The 18,786-nt window shown below is 37.4% G+C and carries 18 protein-coding genes; 13 read left to right on the top strand and 5 right to left on the bottom strand.

Features of this window, described 5'->3' with window-relative positions; all coding sequences use genetic code 11:
- The first annotated feature begins 25 nt into the window (after positions 1-25).
- The 8 genes from DZB84_RS17850 to DZB84_RS17815 all read left to right on the top strand — a co-directional run bounded on the left by DZB84_RS17850 (position 26) and on the right by DZB84_RS17815 (position 8,657).
- The gene (locus tag DZB84_RS17850) at positions 26-1,300 is read left to right on the top strand and encodes an ABC transporter substrate-binding protein (protein WP_116353692.1); all 1,275 of its coding nucleotides are present in this window, start codon (positions 26-28) and stop codon (positions 1,298-1,300) included.
- A 116-nt stretch (positions 1,301-1,416) separates the two neighbouring features.
- Positions 1,417-3,228, top strand: a complete 1,812-nt coding sequence (locus tag DZB84_RS17845; protein ID WP_116353691.1) for a sensor histidine kinase — start codon at positions 1,417-1,419, stop codon at positions 3,226-3,228.
- Positions 3,209-3,958, top strand: a complete 750-nt coding sequence (locus DZB84_RS17840; protein WP_116353690.1) for a response regulator transcription factor — start codon at positions 3,209-3,211, stop codon at positions 3,956-3,958. Before DZB84_RS17845 ends, DZB84_RS17840 begins: the two co-directional genes overlap by 20 nt.
- Positions 3,959-3,977: 19 nt before the next feature.
- Positions 3,978-4,703: a ThuA domain-containing protein gene (locus DZB84_RS17835; RefSeq protein ID WP_116353689.1), complete on the top strand. Its 726-nt coding sequence runs from the start codon at positions 3,978-3,980 to the stop codon at positions 4,701-4,703.
- Positions 4,704-4,725: 22 nt separating this feature from the next.
- Positions 4,726-5,754, top strand: a complete 1,029-nt coding sequence (locus DZB84_RS17830) for a Gfo/Idh/MocA family protein (protein ID WP_116353688.1) — start codon at positions 4,726-4,728, stop codon at positions 5,752-5,754.
- 11 nt (positions 5,755-5,765) lie between these two features.
- Entirely contained in the window at positions 5,766-6,803 is a 1,038-nt protein-coding gene (locus DZB84_RS17825; RefSeq protein WP_116353687.1) for a Gfo/Idh/MocA family protein, read from the top strand.
- 16 nt (positions 6,804-6,819) lie between these two features.
- On the top strand, positions 6,820-7,788 hold the full coding sequence (locus DZB84_RS17820) for a sugar phosphate isomerase/epimerase family protein (protein ID WP_116353686.1): 969 nt from the start codon (positions 6,820-6,822) through the stop codon (positions 7,786-7,788).
- Positions 7,789-8,006: 218 nt separating this feature from the next.
- A complete protein-coding gene (locus DZB84_RS17815; RefSeq protein ID WP_116353685.1) occupies positions 8,007-8,657 on the top strand; it encodes a YdeI/OmpD-associated family protein in 651 nt (216 codons plus the stop codon).
- Positions 8,658-8,744: 87 nt separating this feature from the next.
- Here DZB84_RS17815 and DZB84_RS17810 read toward each other — a convergent pair whose 3' ends face one another.
- Complete coding sequence (locus tag DZB84_RS17810; protein WP_116353684.1) at positions 8,745-9,617, bottom strand: LysR family transcriptional regulator; 873 nt, start codon at positions 9,615-9,617, stop codon at positions 8,745-8,747.
- Positions 9,618-9,761: 144 nt separating this feature from the next.
- Here DZB84_RS17810 and DZB84_RS17805 point away from each other — a divergent pair, with 144 nt between their 5' ends.
- Complete coding sequence (locus DZB84_RS17805; RefSeq protein WP_116353683.1) at positions 9,762-10,727, top strand: DMT family transporter; 966 nt, start codon at positions 9,762-9,764, stop codon at positions 10,725-10,727.
- 120 nt (positions 10,728-10,847) lie between these two features.
- Here the strand turns inward: DZB84_RS17805 and DZB84_RS17800 are convergent, their stop codons facing one another.
- The gene (locus tag DZB84_RS17800; RefSeq protein WP_116353682.1) at positions 10,848-12,545 is read right to left on the bottom strand and encodes a M3 family oligoendopeptidase; all 1,698 of its coding nucleotides are present in this window, start codon (positions 12,543-12,545) and stop codon (positions 10,848-10,850) included.
- Between the two features lie 397 nt (positions 12,546-12,942).
- Between DZB84_RS17800 and DZB84_RS17795 the strand changes: the two genes are divergently transcribed.
- Both DZB84_RS17795 and DZB84_RS17790 read left to right on the top strand, forming a co-directional pair.
- On the top strand, positions 12,943-13,983 hold the full coding sequence (locus DZB84_RS17795; RefSeq protein ID WP_116353681.1) for an alpha/beta fold hydrolase: 1,041 nt from the start codon (positions 12,943-12,945) through the stop codon (positions 13,981-13,983).
- 184 nt (positions 13,984-14,167) lie between these two features.
- Positions 14,168-14,815 (top strand): hypothetical protein, encoded by a 648-nt coding sequence (locus DZB84_RS17790; RefSeq protein ID WP_116353680.1) that lies wholly within the window; start codon positions 14,168-14,170, stop codon positions 14,813-14,815.
- A 404-nt stretch (positions 14,816-15,219) separates the two neighbouring features.
- On the opposite strand, the gene DZB84_RS17785 is transcribed toward DZB84_RS17790, so the two are convergent.
- Together DZB84_RS17785 and DZB84_RS25465 are read right to left on the bottom strand one after the other, a co-directional pair.
- Positions 15,220-15,393, bottom strand: a complete 174-nt coding sequence (locus tag DZB84_RS17785) for an asparagine synthase (protein ID WP_116353679.1) — start codon at positions 15,391-15,393, stop codon at positions 15,220-15,222.
- Between the two features lie 234 nt (positions 15,394-15,627).
- Positions 15,628-15,759 carry a hypothetical protein gene (locus DZB84_RS25465; protein ID WP_262983981.1) on the bottom strand — a complete coding sequence of 44 codons (132 nt, stop codon included), beginning with the start codon at positions 15,757-15,759 and terminating at the stop codon, positions 15,628-15,630.
- Between the two features lie 420 nt (positions 15,760-16,179).
- Between DZB84_RS25465 and DZB84_RS17780 the strand changes: the two genes are divergently transcribed.
- Positions 16,180-16,965, top strand: coding sequence for an SDR family oxidoreductase (locus DZB84_RS17780; protein ID WP_116353678.1), 786 nt, complete (start codon positions 16,180-16,182; stop codon positions 16,963-16,965).
- Between the two features lie 539 nt (positions 16,966-17,504).
- Here DZB84_RS17780 and DZB84_RS17775 read toward each other — a convergent pair.
- Complete coding sequence (locus DZB84_RS17775) at positions 17,505-17,846, bottom strand: winged helix-turn-helix transcriptional regulator (RefSeq protein ID WP_116353677.1); 342 nt, start codon at positions 17,844-17,846, stop codon at positions 17,505-17,507.
- A 124-nt stretch (positions 17,847-17,970) separates the two neighbouring features.
- Between DZB84_RS17775 and DZB84_RS17770 the strand changes: the two genes are divergently transcribed.
- Entirely contained in the window at positions 17,971-18,522 is a 552-nt protein-coding gene (locus tag DZB84_RS17770) for an NADPH-dependent FMN reductase (protein WP_116353676.1), read from the top strand.
- Positions 18,523-18,786: the final 264 nt, after the last annotated feature.

Here is an 18,786-nt window from a genome sequence, read left to right as displayed (position 1 = left end):
ACATGATAAAGGGGGAAACAGATTAATGAAACGCAAATTGCTTTTGTTCACAATGGTTTTGTTCTTAACTATCCTTGGCGCCTGTTCGGATAAGGAAAAGACAGGTGGCAAGGGAGATGGAGGCACTGATGGGGAAACCGTTACGCTAAACTTGATGCAGTTCAAGGTTGAGATTGCTGATCAGCTTCAAGCGATGATTGATGAGTATGAGGAAGAACATCCAAACATCAAGATTAAGCTTGAAACTGTTGGTGGTGGTGCTGATTACGGTGCAGCATTAAAAGCGAAATTTGCTTCAGGTGACGAACCAGATATTTTTAACAATGGTGGATTTAAGGAGTTAGAGCTTTGGAAAGAACGCTTAGCTGATCTTTCTGGTGAGCCATGGGTAGAGCATGTGTTGCCAATTGGTAAAGTTCCAATGACAGATACAGATGGTAAGCTTTATGGGATGCCTGTTAACTTAGAAGGGTATGGATTTGTATATAACAAGGATTTATTTGAAAAAGCTGGCATTAAAGAAGCTCCAAAAACATTCGCAGAGCTACAAGAAGCTGCAGAAAAACTTGAAGCAGCTGGAATTACACCTTTCTCAGCTGGTTATGGAGAATGGTGGGTCATTGGGCAACATTTACTTAATATTCCGTTTGCACAGCAGGATGATCCGGTGAAATTTATCGAAGGACTTTATGCTGGAACAGAAAAAATTGTGGGTAATCAGCATTTTAAAGATTTTAAGAATGTATTAGATTTAGAGTTAAAATATGCAAATGATAATCCACTGACAACCGATTATAACACTCAAGTTACATTATTTGCTTCTGGTGAAACGGCTATGCTTCAACAAGGAAACTGGACAGAAAACATGATTTATGAAATTAATTCTGACATCAATATGGGCTTCCTTCCAATTGCAATGACGGATGATGAAGCCACAGCAAATCGTCTGCCAGTAGGGGTTCCGAACAACTGGGTATTGAATAAAAATTCGAAGCATCTGCAAGAAGCTAAAGATTTCTTAAATTGGATGGTGTCATCCGAAACTGGTAAACGATATATTACAGAAGAATTCGCGTTTATCCCTGCATTTGATAACATCGAACCGACAGGATTAGGTGATCTTGGCCTCTCAATCCTGGAATATTCCAAGGATGACAAAACCATTCCGTGGACTTGGTTCAGATGGCCAGATGGGGCAAACATGGAGAAAGCAGCAGCCATCCAAGAATATGCAGCAGGAAAAATTGATTACGATGAATTATTAGCTCGTTTCCAAGAAACATGGGATAACCTGAAGTAATCAAATCCTAAAGTAGTCATTCAGTGATGACTCCCTTCTTGATAGAAAGCATGTCTATACTAGATGTGCTTTCTATTTTATACTATAACTGTATATATCTAGGAGGGAGATGCCCTTTGTTCAAAAAGAGTATTCGAAATAGGCTAATTGTTTTATTGCTACTGACCACAATCGTGCCGTTTGGAACGTCTATTGCGATTACATATTTTCATATTAAAGAATCGTTGAAGGATCAAGTCGTTCAAGAGAATAAGAGTCTCTTATATCAAGGGAAGGAAAATCTTTCGAGCTATATCCGAGAACTGAATGGATTATCGCTCTCACTCTATAATAATCCTGATATTGTGAGTTTTTTAAGGTCTCCACATAAGGAAAAACATTATCAGATCTTGGATACAGTGAAGGATGTTCTGCAGACGATTTTATATGCAGAAGAAAATATTGAACGGGTCTATATTACGTTTGAGAATGATGACCGAATCATCTCCATTTCAAAGCAATCAGCAGTTGTATTTGCAAATAAGGTAGAAAATGGTAACGAAGAAGCCTTCGAAAAGGCAAAAAAAAGCCAAGGTAATATGTATATTGAACCGATTCATATCCAGAATGATTTGGACGATATTGTAAATGTGAAACGGCCAAAAACCGTTTTATCTATTCACCGTTCTTTTATTAATTCACCATCTAATGACGTTCTTGCCTTTGTCACATTGGAAATTACACCAGATAAAATCCTTGAAATAAGCCAAAATCTTTATAACGAAGAAAATGAGGAATTTTATATCGTTTCAGCTGAAGGGGATTTTATCTTTCAATCTACACAAGGGGAAAAGGCAGATCACAAAGCGTGGATTGAAACAATCGTTCATACAAATGAAGAACATGGGACTTTGGAATGGAGTGATGATTCCTTTCATGGAGTCATGGTCTATAATAAGCTCCCAGAGATTTCAGGGAACTGGATGTTAATCAAAAGAATTCCATATACAACTCTCTATGAAAGTGTGAATAACGTCGCGATTATCAACATCTTGTTTGGGGTAATTGGATTAATCTTAGTTGTGCTTGCAACTTTATTTGTCTCATTTAAAATAACGTCTCCCATTCGAATCCTTCTCCACAACATCCGTCAGGTGGAGGAAGGAAACATGGATGTGAATTTTCAACCTTTGGGCGAGGATGAAATAGGGGTTTTAGGGAATCGCTTTAAACAAATGATTGAAAAAATCAATCATCTCATCAATAAGGAATACAAGCTTGAAATAGAAAACAAAACCAATCAATTGCGTGTACTTCAATCGCAAATAAATCCACATTTTTTATACAATGCACTTCAATCGATAGGTACACTTGCGTTAAAGAACAATGTCCCACAAATTTATTCGTTGATTACTCAGCTTTCAAAGATTATGAGATACGGAATGAATATGGAAGAAGACATAATTCCACTGATTAAAGAAATAAATTATATAAAAGCGTTTCTGCTTTTACAGAAAGAAAGATTTGGAGAACAATTCGAATTCATCATTGATGTAGATGAAAATGCACAAGAAGTGAAGGTTCCGAAAATGATTCTGCAGCCGATCATCGAGAACTATTTCAAGCATGGATTTGATGATCGGACTGAAGTTGGTATGCTTACGCTATCATGTTCAATCCAACAAAATGAATTATTCATTGCCGTAAAAGACAATGGAACGGGTGTATCTGAAGAAAGGCTTCAAGAAATCGATTCGTATTTTCATAGTGGAACAAGTATGGGTGAGGGGACCAATATTGGACTCAAGAATGTATATGCCAGATTAAAGCTTTATTATCATGACCAGGCTACTTTACAACTTCAAAATAATGAGGAAGGCGGTCTTTTAGTGACGATGAGACTTCCGATTGATGTGAAAGGTGCTGATTATGAAAGCGATCATTATTGACGACGAAAAGCATGTGCGCGATGGACTTCTAATGCTAGCAGATTGGAAAAGATTTGGAATCAATACGATTCTTGAGGCAAAAGATGGGGAAGAGGCAATGCACCTTATTACGGAGCATCAGCCTGCGATCATTTTTACAGATATGAGAATGCCCAAAAGGGATGGAATCAGTCTTTTGAAATGGATACACACATCCGGAATTTTGAGTAAAACCATTGTTGTAAGCGGTTACGATGACTTTGAGTACATGAGGAATGCTATTTTTTATAAAAGCTTTGATTATTTATTAAAGCCGATTGAGCCGGACGTGCTTAATGAAACGTTAGAAAAAGCGATTGTCGAATGGAAGGAGGAAGCTCTTCAACAAAAAACATTGATTCCGACTCAAAACTATCAAAATGAGAAAACAGGAATCCATTTGATTGAAGAATTCGTAAGACAAAATTATCAGAATGAAATCAATCTACAAGAAATAGCGGACCGTTTCTTTTTTAGTCGGGAATATATTTCAAGGAAATTCAAGCAAGAGTTTGACGATACAATTACCGATTATGTAATGAAGATTCGGATGGAAAAAGCAAAAGAATTATTGGAAAACCCACATTTGAAAATCTATGAGGTTGCAAATCTGGTGGGCTATCAGAATGAGAAATACTTTAGCAAACTGTTTAAGAAGTTAATTGGGGTAAGACCGAATGAATATAGAAATAGGAACGTGAAGGTAAAATGAGTAGACTGGAGGACATATCATGCTACAAGTAACAGTTTGGAATGAAAATCGCCATGAGCAGAAGGATCCGATTGTACAGGAGGTTTATCCAGAAGGTATTCATGGGGTGATTGCGGGCTTTTTAAAGGAAGAGTCATTCCAGGTTCGAACAGCCACCCTGGATGAGCCAGAGCATGGCTTAACAGATGATGTACTTGCCCAGACAGATGTTTTAGTATGGTGGGGACATCTTGCCCATCATGAGGTAAGTGATGAGGTTGTAGAGAAGGTGAAGCAGAGAGTACTAGATGGGATGGGGCTCATTGTCCTTCATTCAGGACACTTCTCGAAAATATTTAAAGTTTTAATGGGAACCTCCTGTGATTTAAAATGGCGTGAAGCGGATGAAAAAGAAAGAATTTGGATTGTCGACCCAAGCCATCCGATTGTGGAAGGGCTTGGTGAATATATCGAGCTTGAAAAAGAAGAAATGTATGGTGAGCATTTTGATATTCCAGCACCTGACCAGCTGTTAATGGTGAGTTGGTTTGAAGGTGGAGAGGTATTTAGAAGTGGCTGTACATATCAAAGAGGAAAAGGAAAAATTTTTTACTTCCGCCCAGGTCATGAAACATACCCAACTTATTATCATAAGGACATTCAACGAGTGATTTGCAATGCCGTCAAATGGGCTAAGCCTACTAAGCTGCCAAAACCTATTTATGGGAATGCTAAACCACTTGAAGATATTAAAGCAAATAAATAGTTACATAGGGGAGGAATGAAGGATGAGTAAGGTGAAAATTGCTGTGATTGGCTGTGGGAGTATTGCCCAGCACCGTCACCTGCCTGAATATGCGATGAACGAACAGGTTGAGATTGTGGCAGTGTGTGATATTGTCGAGGACCGTGTCAACAAGGTTGCAAGTGAGTATGGTGTAAAAGCCTATACAAACTATGAAGAACTTCTTGCAAATCCTGAGGTGGAAGCAGTAAGTGTTTGTACACCGAACTATTTGCATGCACCGATCTCAATTGCCGCATTAGATGCAGGAAAGCATGTACTTTGTGAGAAGCCAATGGCTACGTCAAGCGAAGAAGCGATGAATATGATTGAAGCGGCGAAGAAATCAAACAAGAAGCTGATGATAGGGCATAATCAGCGTTTTGTCGCTTCCCATCAAAGGGCAAGAAAGCTGATTGAAGCAGGTGAACTAGGAAAAATTTATAGTTTCCGTACCGCATTTGGACATGGAGGTCCGGAAGGATGGAGTGTGGACGGAAAGGAAAGCTGGTTTTTTAAGAAAAACGAGGCTTTTATTGGAGCAATGGGTGATCTTGGCGTCCATAAAACAGACCTGCTCCGGTATTTGTTAGGGGAAGAGTTTGTCGAGGTGGGGGCATTCATTGAAACAAGTGCCAAGGAAAACGCGGATGTAGATGATACAGCCGTTTGTATTTTACGAACAGAATCTGGCATTATCGGAACATTGGCTGCGAGCTGGTCCTATGTGTCAAAGGAGGATAATTCAACGATTATTTATGGAGAAAAGGCGATTTTACGTTTAGAGGATGATCCTGTTCATAATCTTATTATTCAATATAAAAATGGTGAGGTTGTGAAATGTGAATTAGGCGGTATTCAAACAAATGAAGATGGTGGGCAAACAACTTCGCACGTTATTTCCCATTTTGTACAATCAATCGTTTCCGATACGATGCCTCCTGTACCAGGGGAAGAAGGAATGAAATCACTACAGGTTATATTAGCAGCACTTGAATCAAAAGAGACGAACAAGATTATCACGATCAATTGAGGTGTAAAAACGTGAGCAAACTGAGGATTGGAATAATAGGAGCTGGTGGAATTGCACAAGCACGACATATACCTGCATTCCAGCAATTAGCCGAGCAAGTCACAATTGAAGCCATTTGTGATGTGAATGAAGAAATCGCAAAGACTGTTGCAGACAAATACCAGATTTCAAAGATCTATACGAACTATCAGGAAATGTTTGCTGGAGTGGACGCTGTTGTTGTATGTACCCCGAATAAATTTCATGCAGAGATATCAATCGCAGCACTTGATGCGGGCGTTCATGTGTTATGCGAAAAGCCAATGGCGATGTCAACAGAAGAATGTCAGGGAATGATTGATGCTGCCAATAGAGCAGGAAAAGTATTGGCAATTGCCTATCATTATCGTTTTTTAAAAGACTCACAGGCTGCCAAAAAATTAGTCATAGAAGATGAAATTGGCGAACCCATCGTTGCAAGGGTAAAAGCATTAAGAAGACGTAAGGTTCCTGGGTGGGGTGTCTTTACTAAAAAAGACCTGCAGGGTGGAGGAACCCTTATCGATTGGGGCTGTCATTTCTTAGACCTATCCTTATGGTTATTAGGAAATCCAGAGCCTATAGAGGTACTCGGAACAGCCTATAACCGCCTAAGTAAGATGCCGAACCAAGTCAATCAATGGGGAAACTTCGATTCGGAATCCTTTGATGTGGATGATCATGTAACTGCCTATATAAAATTTCAAAACGGTGCTTCGATGCTTTTTGAAACGTCATGGTCAGCCAATATTTTGAAGGATGAGGAAGGAGTTAGTATTTCAGGGGTTAAGGGTGGCATCGAGTTATTCCCACTTCAATTGAATCAAGCGAAGCATGGAATGCTCTTAAATACAGTTGCGGAATGGGTACCAGGTGAAGATTCTCCAGATATTCCACAAGCGAAAAACTTTGTGGATAGTTGTTTAGGAATCGATGAACTAATCGTGAAACCAGAGCAAGCTTTACAAGTCTCCAAAATCATTGATGCCATATATAAAAGTAGTGAAACAGGAAACAGCATTAAAATGTAGCGGGAGGTAAAAAAGAATGAAACTAGGTGTATTTACTGTTTTATTTTCAGAAAAGAGCTTTGAAGACATGCTTGATTATGTAGCAGCTTCTGGATTACACGCAGTCGAAATCGGGACTGGTGGATATCCAGGGAATGCGCATTGTGATCTTGATGCCTTATTAGAAAGTAAAGAAAAACGACAAGAATATATGGAAAAAGTGACATCGCGTGGACTCCAAATAAGTGCGTTTAGCTGTCATGGAAATCCGATTTCCCCTGATCAAAAATTTGCCGAGGAGTCTCACCAGGCTTTAGTAAAAACGATCAAGCTTGCTAGTTTACTAGGTGTTCCTGTTGTGAACTGTTTTTCAGGAACGGCAGGAGACCATGAAGGCGCGAAATTTCCAAACTGGCCGGTTGTTCCATGGCCAAATGAGTATGGTGATATTTTAAAATGGCAATGGGAAGAAAAATTAATCCCCTATTGGAAGGAATGGGGCCAGTTTGCAAAAGATCATAACGTAAAGATCGGGCTAGAGCTTCATGGAGGTTTTTTGGTTCACACTCCTTATACACTTTTAAAACTACGTGAGGAAACATGTGATGCCATTGGTGCAAACCTCGACCCAAGTCATTTATGGTGGCAAGGAATTGATCCTGTAGCGGCGATCAAAATCCTAGGTAAGGCAAATGCGATTCACCATTTCCATGCGAAGGATACATATATTGATCAAGATAACGTCAACATGTATGGACTAACAGACATGCAGCCATATGGCGAGGTTCAAACGAGAGCCTGGACATTCCGTTCTGTAGGCTGTGGTCATAGTTTACAAGAATGGTCAGATATGATGAGTGCTCTACGAACCTATGGATACGACTATGTCGTAAGTATTGAGCATGAGGACCCGATTATGTCCATTGAAGAAGGATTTGCCCGTGCTGTTCGAAATTTAAAATCAGTTCTACTTGAAGAACTACCAGGGAATATGTGGTGGGTTTAACGAATTTTTATTATTCTAAAGCACACTACTTGAGCACCTGCAAATGTTGAATTTCAACGTATTGCAGGTGCTTTTTAATATGGTGAATCCACCCACTTTTTGGGATTTTTGAGTTGACAGTTATACTAGTGAAGATATAGTAAAAGTAGAGTCAAATTTACAGAATAACGTTAAATGTGGTTGAATCATTTTTACAGTTATACATAAAGGAGTATCTCATGACGATTATTGATAAATTAAACTTAACAAAGTATAAAAACATGGCTGTTATCAATCAGCCGAGTGATTGTGCCGTATTTGCTGATGTTAAGACGTTATTAACTGGGGAACATGATGCTATTTTCATTTTTGTTGAAATGATTGAAGATATGGTCCAGCATACTCAACATATCATTCAGGAAAATCACTTGCTTGACAAAGGATACTTATTTTTTGCCTATCCGAAGAAAGGGAATAAGAGATATCCTACTTTTGTACATCGAGATGAAATATTTCCAGCGATGAATGTTGGCGAAGATGGTTATGTACAGGGGAGTGATTTAAAATTTTCGCGTATGGTTAGCATGGATGATGTGTTTACAGTTGTCGGTTTAAAACGTGAGAAGAAGAAAGCTAAAAAATCATCAGCTGCAAGCCAGAGTGTTGGAGACTATGAAAACAATGTAGGAGATATCGAAAAAATATTAGCTGATCATCCAAGTGAACTGGTATTTTATCAAAAGTTAACGCCAGGTTATCAAAAAGATTGGGCTCGTTATATTTTTTCTGCAAAACAACAAAAGACACGTGAAAAGCGTCAGGAACAAATGATTGATATCTTATCACAAGGCTATAAAACGTTAGATTTATACCGTCAACAAAAGAAATAGGTCCCTGTCCCCTAGCATTGCAAAATTTTTAATCAGTTGAATAAAGAAAGAGTCCTCACTAAACAATGTTTGTGAGGGCTTTTGCTTTTATTCGGAGAAAAGATTCTCCTGTTTACTAGATTCGATTGTTTCGATAAACTTTTCGATGGTGGGTGTTAAGAATGTGTCCGATCTTCTTATGAAAACTGTTTTTATTTTACTATATTGCTCTGGGAGTTGATGGAATCGAATGAGTCCATTCTTTTCCATTTGTGTAACCTCTGATTTTGGAACGAATGCAATGCCTAGTCCCATGGCCGTACTGCGTAGGATGGTTTCTAATGTGCCGAATTCCATTATTTTTTTAGGTGTTATGTCTTGGTCCCGATACCATTCTGCTAGACGTGCCCGGTATCCACAGCCTTTACTAAAGCATAAGATTGGTTCTTCGACTAATTCATCTAGACTGGACACTCGATTATCGGAAATGAGGACGAGCTCTTCTTGAAACACTTCATGGGATACAAGCTCGGAATGCAAATCCGATTCCGTAATAAACGCACCATCTAGCTTATGATGTAATACTTCCTCCACAAGTGTACTAGTTACCCCCGTAAATACAGACAAATCGACATCCTTATATTTTTTTACATAGCTTGAAAGGATTTTAGGTAAATGAATAACGGTTTCCACTGTCCCGATTTCTAATTTTCCTGATGGTTCCTCATTGGTTTGAACGGAACGTTTCATTTCTTCTGTCAATGCTATTATCTTTTTACTATAGGTTAAGAGTTTTTTCCCTTCAGGTGTTAAGCTCATCCCGCGTCGATGGCGATTAAATAACGGAGTGTTCAGTTCTGCCTCTAGTTTTCGAATTCGGGATGTAATATTCGATTGCACGTATTTCAAGTCTTTTGCGGCTTCTGTAATGGTCCCTTTTTCTGCAACTAGTTGGAAAATCTCTAGGTCTTTAAATTCCATTTTTAAGCCTCCGATCGCTATTATTCTATAGTTCTATGATATCACGAAAAATGATAGTAGTTAATCATTTTTATTCATTTTACAAGATATCAAATAGGAGAGATAATCAAGGTTGCTAATCATATAAGGGAGGCATGAGGGAAAGTGAGAAATAATGTGTTATGGGGAGCTGTTTTATGTTTTGTTGCTGCGGTTTCTTGGGGTGCCATGTTTCCGGTAGCACATGCAGCCTTTAAGCATATTGATCCTTTTTATTTTACAATTATACGGTATGGAGCAGTTACCATTCTTTTGGTAGCGATGCTTTTATGGAAAGAAGGAAAACAGGCTTTTCGATTTGAAGGAAAAGGTCTGCAATTATGGTTTTTTGGGACAATGGCCTTTACGGTCTATAATCTGTTTATTTTCTGGGGAGAGGATTTATTGGGGGAACCAGGGGTAATGGTTGCATCCATAAATGAATCGCTCATGCCAATGATTTCGATTGTGATCGTCTGGATGTTATATAAAAAACGTCCTCATACATTTACTTTGGCATGTGTAATCGTGGCATTAATTGGCGCGGTATTCGTGATTACAAAAGGGGATATTCAATCATTTTTAAGTGCAACGGACAATTTGATTCCTTCTATTCTTATATTCCTTGCAGTTGTTGGATGGGTTATTTACACAATGGGGGGAAGTAAGTTTAGCAGTTGGTCTGTTTTGCGGTATTCCACATTAAGTTGTTTACTTGGAACGATAACAGCGGGTGTGGTTGTAGCTGTAGCGACCCTAATTGGATATGTATCGATTCCAACAGATGAAGAGATTACGGCAACAGCTCCGCATTTGCTGTTTATGATCCTTTTTCCAGGACTGATTGCCCTACTGGGTTGGAACATTGGTGTCAGTATTTTATCGCCAATCAATGCCTTGTTATTCATAAATTTTGTTCCCGTTACGACCCTTTTAGTTTCGATTTTTCAAGGCTACCATGTGACAATGTTTGATATTTTAGGTACTGCCTTTATAATTCTTTCACTAGTGGCAAATAATCTGTTTGTAAGACTACAAAAGAAAAAATATATACCAAGTGCTCAACCAAACTTACGTCAACGTGCATCTTAACTGGTGCCTGACCCTTGTTCGGAAAATTTTGCGGGCACGAGTAAAGCAAAAGGCACCACTAGATTCATTTCACTAGTGGTGCTTTTTTGTACTTCGATTGTGTCCGAATGCCTACCTTCATTAATGAATGTCTTGAATAACTTGTTCTAGGAATTCACCCATTCGCTTAACGGCTGGTTCTGAAAAATCAAAACTGACGCCAGTTTCTTTATAAATTTCTGCAATGGTTTGATTGTAGTCCGCACTAGCCCCTTTTTTAAAGGATTCGATAGCTTGCTCTGGGTTTTTCTGATAATTTTCAAGTAATTGTAAAGCGCCAAGCATCGAAATGGAGTATTCAATATTATAGAAAGGAACTTCGAAATAATGAAGGGTACCTGCCCAGCTCATTCCAATTTCTTCCTCAAACCCAGAAGTATCGACAGGGTTTAAGCCATAACGTTTTGAGATTTCAAAGTATTTTTCATCACGTTCTTTGGCAGTGTGATTTGGATTCGTATACATCCAATGTTGGAAGAGATCTCCTGACAATGGCCCGTATAACATTGTAAATGCCCGTCTTAACTCTTCACGCTGTGCGCTCTTAAAATCTTCTTCATCTGGATAAAAACGATTTAGTTTATCCAATAAGAGCAATTCCATCCCATGAGAATACAGTTCTGCAACTTCCATTCGGTGCTGGTAATCTTCAGTAGGACCGTGCTCGGAAAACTGGAGGTATCCATTTACCGCATGGCCCATCTCATGAATTAATGCGATTAAAGAGAAAAAGGATGGACTAAAGTTTGCAAACACAAAGGTATCCCCTGAAACAGGTAAGCCGGTACAGAAACCACCCGGGCTTTTTCCTTTCCGATCCCCAAGATCTAGTAACCCATTCTCTCTCATGTAATCGAAACGGTCTGCAAAATATGGATCGGTTTGCCCTAACATCTCAGAAACGCCATCCATAAGAGTAGACACCTCGGAGTAAGGTGGGTTTTTCATCAATTTAGCGGTGTTATCCCAAGGGCGATATGTATCAACACCAAGCTTGGACTTAAAAACATCTGCCAGTCGATTCCAAGCTGGAATAATATGTTTCTCTACATTTTCATGAAAGTCATAACAGTCTTGGACACTATACTCGCGATTTTTGACCACAAACATATAATCACGATAATTTTCAAAGCCTGCATTTAAAGCGATCTGATGGCGTAGTTGAACGAGTTCATCCATAATGGCATCCATATCAGGCTTAATTTGACGGAAGGCGGATCCCATTTTTTTATACGCTTTTTCTCGCACGCTTCTGTCTAGATTATCGAGTTGGGATTGGATAAACGGAAAAGGCTTTTCCTCCCCGTCCCATTCAACTGTTAACCCACCCATAATTTCACTATACTTCGTGCAGAGCTCTTGTTCTTTTACCATTAATGGGATGTTTTCTTCTCTGAACAGCTTCACTTTGGCTTCGCGAACTTGGCGCATTAAGCCGTACCGTTTTTCATCTAATTGATGTAAATAAGGAGACTCACAGAACTTCTCATTCAGTTTTGCTTCATATTTCATTAAAAGCGGTTGAATGACTTGCTGATCGTGAAGATACGTCGACTTGATTTCTGCATCTTCTGTGTTCCGATAGAAGTCAACTTGGTGACCTGTCATCGCCTCTGAAATTTTAATCATTAAATTTTTTTCATCTATTAACCACTTTTCTAGGTCGGAAACGGATTCAATTGGAACATTCAATAAACTTTGAATCTGAGTTTCTACCGCTTCAACATCTTGTAAATCAATTAATTCTTTATAATACGTATGACGTAAATCTTTTGTCATGGATAACTCACCTACCCTTTTATAGTCTATCTTTCATTATATTATAGATTCCTAGTTCTTACATCTAACTTTTTCGAAAATTGCAACGTAATAACTTTCTTTAGAAAAAGAATCACAATGAATATAGAGTGACTTAACAAACAGGTGTGTTGGTCCAAGAAGGATTAATGCATGCTTTGTTGAATATTAAACTATTGGTGCAGTTTACCATAAGAAGTATTAACAAAAAATGAATGATTATCCTTAAAAACTGTGGATTATTGGAGCGAGGCATACCCAAATTTTTTTTCCTCACATTAAAGTGAACTTTTATTCTTCAACGAAGAAACTTCAACGCCATTTTTGTTAAGTTGCCCAAATTCAGCATTAAGCTATAAGTAGAAAAGGAGTTTTCTATGTGAAAAGTAAAAGAAAGCTAATCATTATTTTAATTTCAATAACACTGTTCTTACTTCTTATTCTATTGTTTCCTACTTGGACACCAAAGATAAATGGGGAAAACAGCATCGCTTTATTAGATAGCATAGAAATAAATGGAACAGAGCTCGAAGTCATGATCAGAGGTGTCGATAGAAATAATCCAATTATCATGTTCGTACATGGTGGACCGGGGTGCTCTGAAATTCCTTATGTTAGAAAGTATCAAGATTTACTTGAAGAGCATTTTACTATTGTTCATTATGACCAAAGAGGAAGCGGAAAATCATATCAGTTCTTTGAGGATTATTCTACTATTTCCTCAGATCAACATGTCGAGGATTTATTGGCACTAACAGACTATGTAAAAAATGAGTTTCCTAACGAAAAGGTATTATTAATAGGTCATTCTTTCGGTACATACATTGGGATGAAGGCTGCAAATAAAGCTCCTGAAAAATATGCTGCATATATCGGGATTGGTCAAGTTTCAAATTATATTAATAGTGAAGTAGATAGTTTAAACTATACAATTAATCAAGCACATCAAGCGGGAAATCGAAAGGATGTAAATGAACTCATGCTTCTTGAAGATTCCATTAAAAAAGGGGAAGCACATACCCCTAGAGATATGGTTCGGAAGTATGGAGGGGCGGCAAGGTTAATTAATGACAATATGGATTATTACTTAGGATTTCTAACGAACCCCGAATATAATTTACTTGATGTCATTCGTTATATAAAAGGGATTTCAGCCACGCAGGATCTATTACTTTCTGAAGAAAAGGAGAATGATATTACAACAATTGTTAGTAGTTTAGATCTCCCTTTCTATTTTGTCATGGGAAAATATGATTATATGACATCTACGAATGCAGCAAAAGCATATTATGATAACGTAAATGCTCCGATTAAGGATTTTATCGTCTTCGAGAACTCTGCACATTATCCGCAATTTGAAGAAAAGAGTGCTTTTAAAGATTGGCTACTTCAAACTTGGAAAAGTTTGGAGGGAAATTAAAGGGAATTTAAGAGTTATTTTGTAACGGGTGCGTTGATCCAAGAAGGGTTAATGCACTTTTTTGTTGAGGATATTCACTGAAGGGGCAGGATAGTTCAAGAGTTTGGTAACGAAATTTACAACAACATCGTCTAAACATTAAAGGAGTAGGCATTGAAATTAAAAAATGAATTGGAGGGATACAATGAAATTTATATTTTTATTAGTAGTCTTATTTACTCTAAGTTCCTGTATTAAGGATACTCCTAATGAGTACGCAAAGAATACGCCTGTAGTTTCAGGAGATAAAACATCAGATAGATTTATAAAAACGGAGATTTCACCAAGCTCTGAACGGACTGCATTACAAAATAATCCAGAATACTTAGCTGAAAATGAAGGTGAACTATCTGAACTTGATTTTGAAACGGCTTATGAATTGTGTGAGAGAGTGCTAACGGACTATTATAAAGCCGTCTGGAACGGCTCAGATATTGAATTGGATACATTTATCGAGAACGATAACCTTAAACAGTATACGCAAAAGAAAATTCAATCCCAATATGATGTAAAAGGCAATTTAAATGATAAGGTCCAAACTATTGGGATTGGTGCCTGGGAAGTGAAGTATACTGATGATGAGGATGGAGGTTTTCTCTATTTAAAATTACCTGTGGAAATTAATAAAGCTATAGGGAGTTATGGTGAAGTCACTGAATTTCTGATACGTAATGTAAACGGAAAGTTAGTCATTGTTGATTGGTATACTGGTGCAAAAGATAGTTATGATTTTATGGTTCGTGGAGAAAATCTAACGATTGACAATCCTGATATTTGGAATGAAGGTGAATAAGGTTTTCCTGAAAATTTGTTGAGCTAGCGGGTGCTTTCCTAAAGAAGGAGAAGCATCCTTTTTTGTAGAAGTTATTGGACTAGAGGGGCAGAAGATTGTTGAATAAGATCATTATATAAATAAGGTATACTTAATAGCAACAGATTAGCTTTATATGAAGGGGGAACAGGTTATGAGAAAATTAATATTGATTTTATTTATCCTAAGTTCATTTTTAATAACAGCCTGTACTCAAACTGAAGAAAGCAATTAGTGATATTGAAAGTGAGTTAAAAGAAGAACTTCGGGAATTGACCGATAGAATCAATGAAATTTTTCGCTATGCATGAGCTTAGATTAATCTACTGGATTGTATTACTAACAAAATTTTAAAAGGAGAGCATATATAAATGCTCCCCTGGGTACTAACGACGATGTTCAACTAGGTCGATTGCTCCTAATACTATGTGGGCTAAACCAAAACCGAATACTGTGTTTGCAATCATTTTATTGGAACCGCGTTTTTGTTTTAATGCGTAGCCAGTAGCAGTAACTGCGGTACCCAATACTGTTGGGATTATGCCTTCACGAATAGTCAAAATTAAATCCCTCCGCATCGAAGTTAGTTGGTGTATTAACACCAATCATATTTTGACCAGTAAGTTCTATTATTATGATTTTTTAATTTAAGAGGATGAAAGTGCGTGAGATAAAGTTTAGGCTTTGGAGTTTTTTAATTAAATATGTAAATATTACATACATTCTACAATTTGGTGGAACAAAATATAAGGCATTAGTGAGAATCCTTCTTACTAATGCCAATCTATTTACTATTATTTTCTGTTTTTTTCTTTGTTTACACTCTGTGGAATTGTAGGATTTCCTTTAACATTCACATCGTTTTCATTATCCAATCCGGCATATTGCTTATAACCTTCTGGTTGGTATGCTTTATTTTTAGCCAACAACAACACCCCCTTTCCCTCTTAAAATATCCATACCAAATATGATTATGCACTTAAATAATAGTCTATTTACTCTAACATTTTTATATAATTTCAAATAGAAAATGAACAACTTTAAAATTGCTTTCATAGTCTTCTTCATATTTAAGTACACTACTAGTTATTATTTTGACTGTTTTTTCTGAGAATGAGTCGGATATGATTTTACGGGAAAAAAAGGTTTTTTTGTAAGAACGTACTCAAAGTAACAGGTGCGATAAATAAAAAATGGCTGCTTTTTTGTTTTCCATTAACAAGGTAGTCGAAAATGCCATTTATCCTACTAGAATCGGTATAGTTGCCCTTGTTTGGTATCTGGTATGCCTTTACTGCTATTGGGAAAATTAAATTGGTATGCTAATTAGAATGGAGGAACTTAACTTGGGCAAAACAATTTTCATTACTGGTGCAGGCACTGGGCTTGGCAGAGGTGCAGCAATTGGTCTTGCCAAAAAAGGGCATCGTGTGATTGCGACTACAGAGCTGACTTCTCAGAAAACAGACCTCCTGCGGGAAGCAAATGACATGGGACTGGATATAGAGGTGATTAAAGTTGATATTACTAACCCCTTGGATCTAAAACAGATTGAGAAGTATGATTTTGATGTATTTGTTGCAAATGCTGCGATTAATGAACGAGGGCCGCTCGGGGAAGTGCCTATGGACCGATTTCGGGCAATTTTTGAAGTAAATGTTTTCGCAACCTTAGAAACAGCGCAGATAGCTGCACGGAAGATGGTTGAAAAGGGAAACGGAAAAATAGTCTTTATGAGTTCAATATCCGGAATTTTGGCATCTCCATATGGTGGTCCATATGCTGCTACAAAGCATGCGATTGAATCTATTGCCCATACTCTGCAGTTAGAACTTCAAGGATTTGGAGTAAAAGTTGCCACCATTAACCCTGGTGCCTTCAAGACAGGCTTTAATGATCGGGCGGCAGAAGAGCTATGGAAATGGTACGATGAAGAGAAAAACTTCACAAGAAAAGAGGATATAAAAAAGGCGGAAGAGGGTTTAAAGAACCAGTTTAACCCTGAAGAACTAATTGCAAAAATGATAGAAATCATCCCATCTGACCATCACAAATTCCGAACTGCTTATCCTCAACAAATGGAGGAACAGATGAAGCAAGAAGAAAAAAAGTGGTGGGAGATGGACATATAGGACGCTCCATCCAGTCCTTTTAACCTGTGGTATGAGACTACTTATAAAAAGAGAAAAGACAGTAAGCTCTTTTTCTCCTTTTTGCACCTTAAATTTGCCGAAGATGCCGATTTTGATCAAATTTTGTTATCCCACAGTGAAACCTGCTTTCTAGAACTATAATGAACACACCTTAATATCTTATATAGTTTGTGAAGTGGTGTACTTAAATTAACGTACTGGTGTTTAAAAAAACAAATGTCCAAGGACCCTTTAATTATTATTTTAATAGAGATATCTGTTCGATATCAACATCTTCCAACAGTTTCTAAGAATTTCCACCAAAGGGATTAAGTCTTGATTCGTTATTATAAAGTAAAAACATTTCATTGTTTAACTAACGGGGCAGGTTAATAAAATAAGTAAAATTAGTAAAGGTAATACAAAGCAACATTAAAAAGCCACAATTTTTTGGGTATTTGTGGCTTTCTAATGTTGATTCAAAGTATCTCGGAAATAAAAAAACTTAAATAAATCATTTAAACACTACTTATCAATTATTAGTTGTTAATTACTGAATCTTGCTGTTTATTTAGATTATGTTTTTCTCCCCAATGATGCATAGCATCTAAAATCGGTTCCAATCCCTTTCCGTATTCCGTAATGGAGTATTCTACTTTAGGGGGAATCACTGGATAAACAACACGTTTAACAAGTCCCTCGTCTTCAAATTCCCTTAAATGTTGAGTAAGCATCTTTTGTGTAATACCTGGCATATTGCGTTTCAATTCACTGAATCGCATTGTTCCAAATTTTATTAAGTACAATAGGACGAGTGGTTTCCATTTACCTGTAATTATTTCTAAAGTATTTTTCATTTGACAATCAAAATTTTCTACCATTACAATCCCTCCGCTTGGTATGCTTTTGTATACTATACCACTTAAAAGTGCGTACTTACATTAATTGATTTTATTATCTATACTTCAATTATATGATAATTCAAACTGAAAGGATGAATAAAGAATGGTTAAAGTAGGTATTGTTGTAGGAAGTCTAAGGAAAGAATCCGTAACTAAAAAACTTGCAGTAAATGTTGCGGATTTATTCCCAGATGGATATGAAACAGAATTTATTGAGATTGGGAATCTGCCTTTGTATAATGAGGATATTGATAATGAAAATGGTGCTCATGCAGAATATGTTACATTCCGAAATAAAATGAAAGACATTGATGCTGTTTTATTTGTAACTCCTGAATACAATCGTTCTATGCCAGCATCAATTAAGAATGCATTAGATGTAGGTTCTCGTCCGTATGGTCATAGTGTATGGGATGGAAAAGGTGCGGCCATCATCAGCCAATCCCCATCCCCTTTAAGTGGATTTGGTGCAAACCACCATTTACGTCAATCACTTGTATTCTTGAATATGCAACCTCTTCAACAACCTGAGGCTTATATTGCAAACTCTTGGGAATTGTTTGATGAAAATGGAAAAATTAATAATGAAGGAACGGTTCAATTCCTACAATCAGTCGTCGATGCGTTCGTTGAATTAATCCAGAAATTTAAGTAGGTTAAGTTAAAGAAATTAGAAATTAAAGTCTATAAGATAAATGTAATGAAATGAAAGTATACTAATCCCTCACTTAATAAAGGTGAGGGATTAGTTGTAGGTCCATTTCAAATAATCATCTTTCACTAACGGGTGCGTTCGTATTATAAGGTTAACCAGTTTTTACTGGTTGACCTTTTTTTAATAGATTCTATTATAGCAGTAGCCAGGGTAGGACGTACGGGTGCGTGGGGCATTGATCCCGTCAACTAAACTGTCCGCCCC

Origin of the sequence: Bacillus sp. HNG, from assembly GCF_003400205.1 — a bacterium.
GTDB lineage: Bacteria > Bacillota > Bacilli > Bacillales > Bacillaceae_L > Ferdinandcohnia.
The sequence above is the reverse complement of the archived record's forward strand: the minus strand, read 5'-3'. Positions and strand labels throughout refer to the sequence as shown.

Excerpts from the sequence above, each read along its gene's own strand:
- DZB84_RS17850 (WP_116353692.1), top strand. The coding sequence starts at position 26 with ATGAAACGCAAATTGCTTTTGTTCACAATGGTTTTGTTCTTAACTATC.
- DZB84_RS17840 (WP_116353690.1), top strand. The coding sequence starts at position 3,209 with ATGAAAGCGATCATTATTGACGACGAAAAGCATGTGCGCGATGGACTT.
- DZB84_RS17835 (WP_116353689.1), top strand. The coding sequence starts at position 3,978 with ATGCTACAAGTAACAGTTTGGAATGAAAATCGCCATGAGCAGAAGGAT.
- DZB84_RS17830 (WP_116353688.1), top strand. The coding sequence starts at position 4,726 with ATGAGTAAGGTGAAAATTGCTGTGATTGGCTGTGGGAGTATTGCCCAG.
- DZB84_RS17820 (WP_116353686.1), top strand. The coding sequence starts at position 6,820 with ATGAAACTAGGTGTATTTACTGTTTTATTTTCAGAAAAGAGCTTTGAA.
- DZB84_RS17815 (WP_116353685.1), top strand. The coding sequence starts at position 8,007 with ATGACGATTATTGATAAATTAAACTTAACAAAGTATAAAAACATGGCT.
- DZB84_RS17810 (WP_116353684.1), bottom strand. The coding sequence starts at position 9,617 with ATGGAATTTAAAGACCTAGAGATTTTCCAACTAGTTGCAGAAAAAGGG.
- DZB84_RS17800 (WP_116353682.1), bottom strand. The coding sequence starts at position 12,545 with ATGACAAAAGATTTACGTCATACGTATTATAAAGAATTAATTGATTTA.
- DZB84_RS17790 (WP_116353680.1), top strand. The coding sequence starts at position 14,168 with ATGAAATTTATATTTTTATTAGTAGTCTTATTTACTCTAAGTTCCTGT.
- DZB84_RS17775 (WP_116353677.1), bottom strand. The coding sequence starts at position 17,846 with ATGGTAGAAAATTTTGATTGTCAAATGAAAAATACTTTAGAAATAATT.
- DZB84_RS17770 (WP_116353676.1), top strand. The coding sequence starts at position 17,971 with ATGGTTAAAGTAGGTATTGTTGTAGGAAGTCTAAGGAAAGAATCCGTA.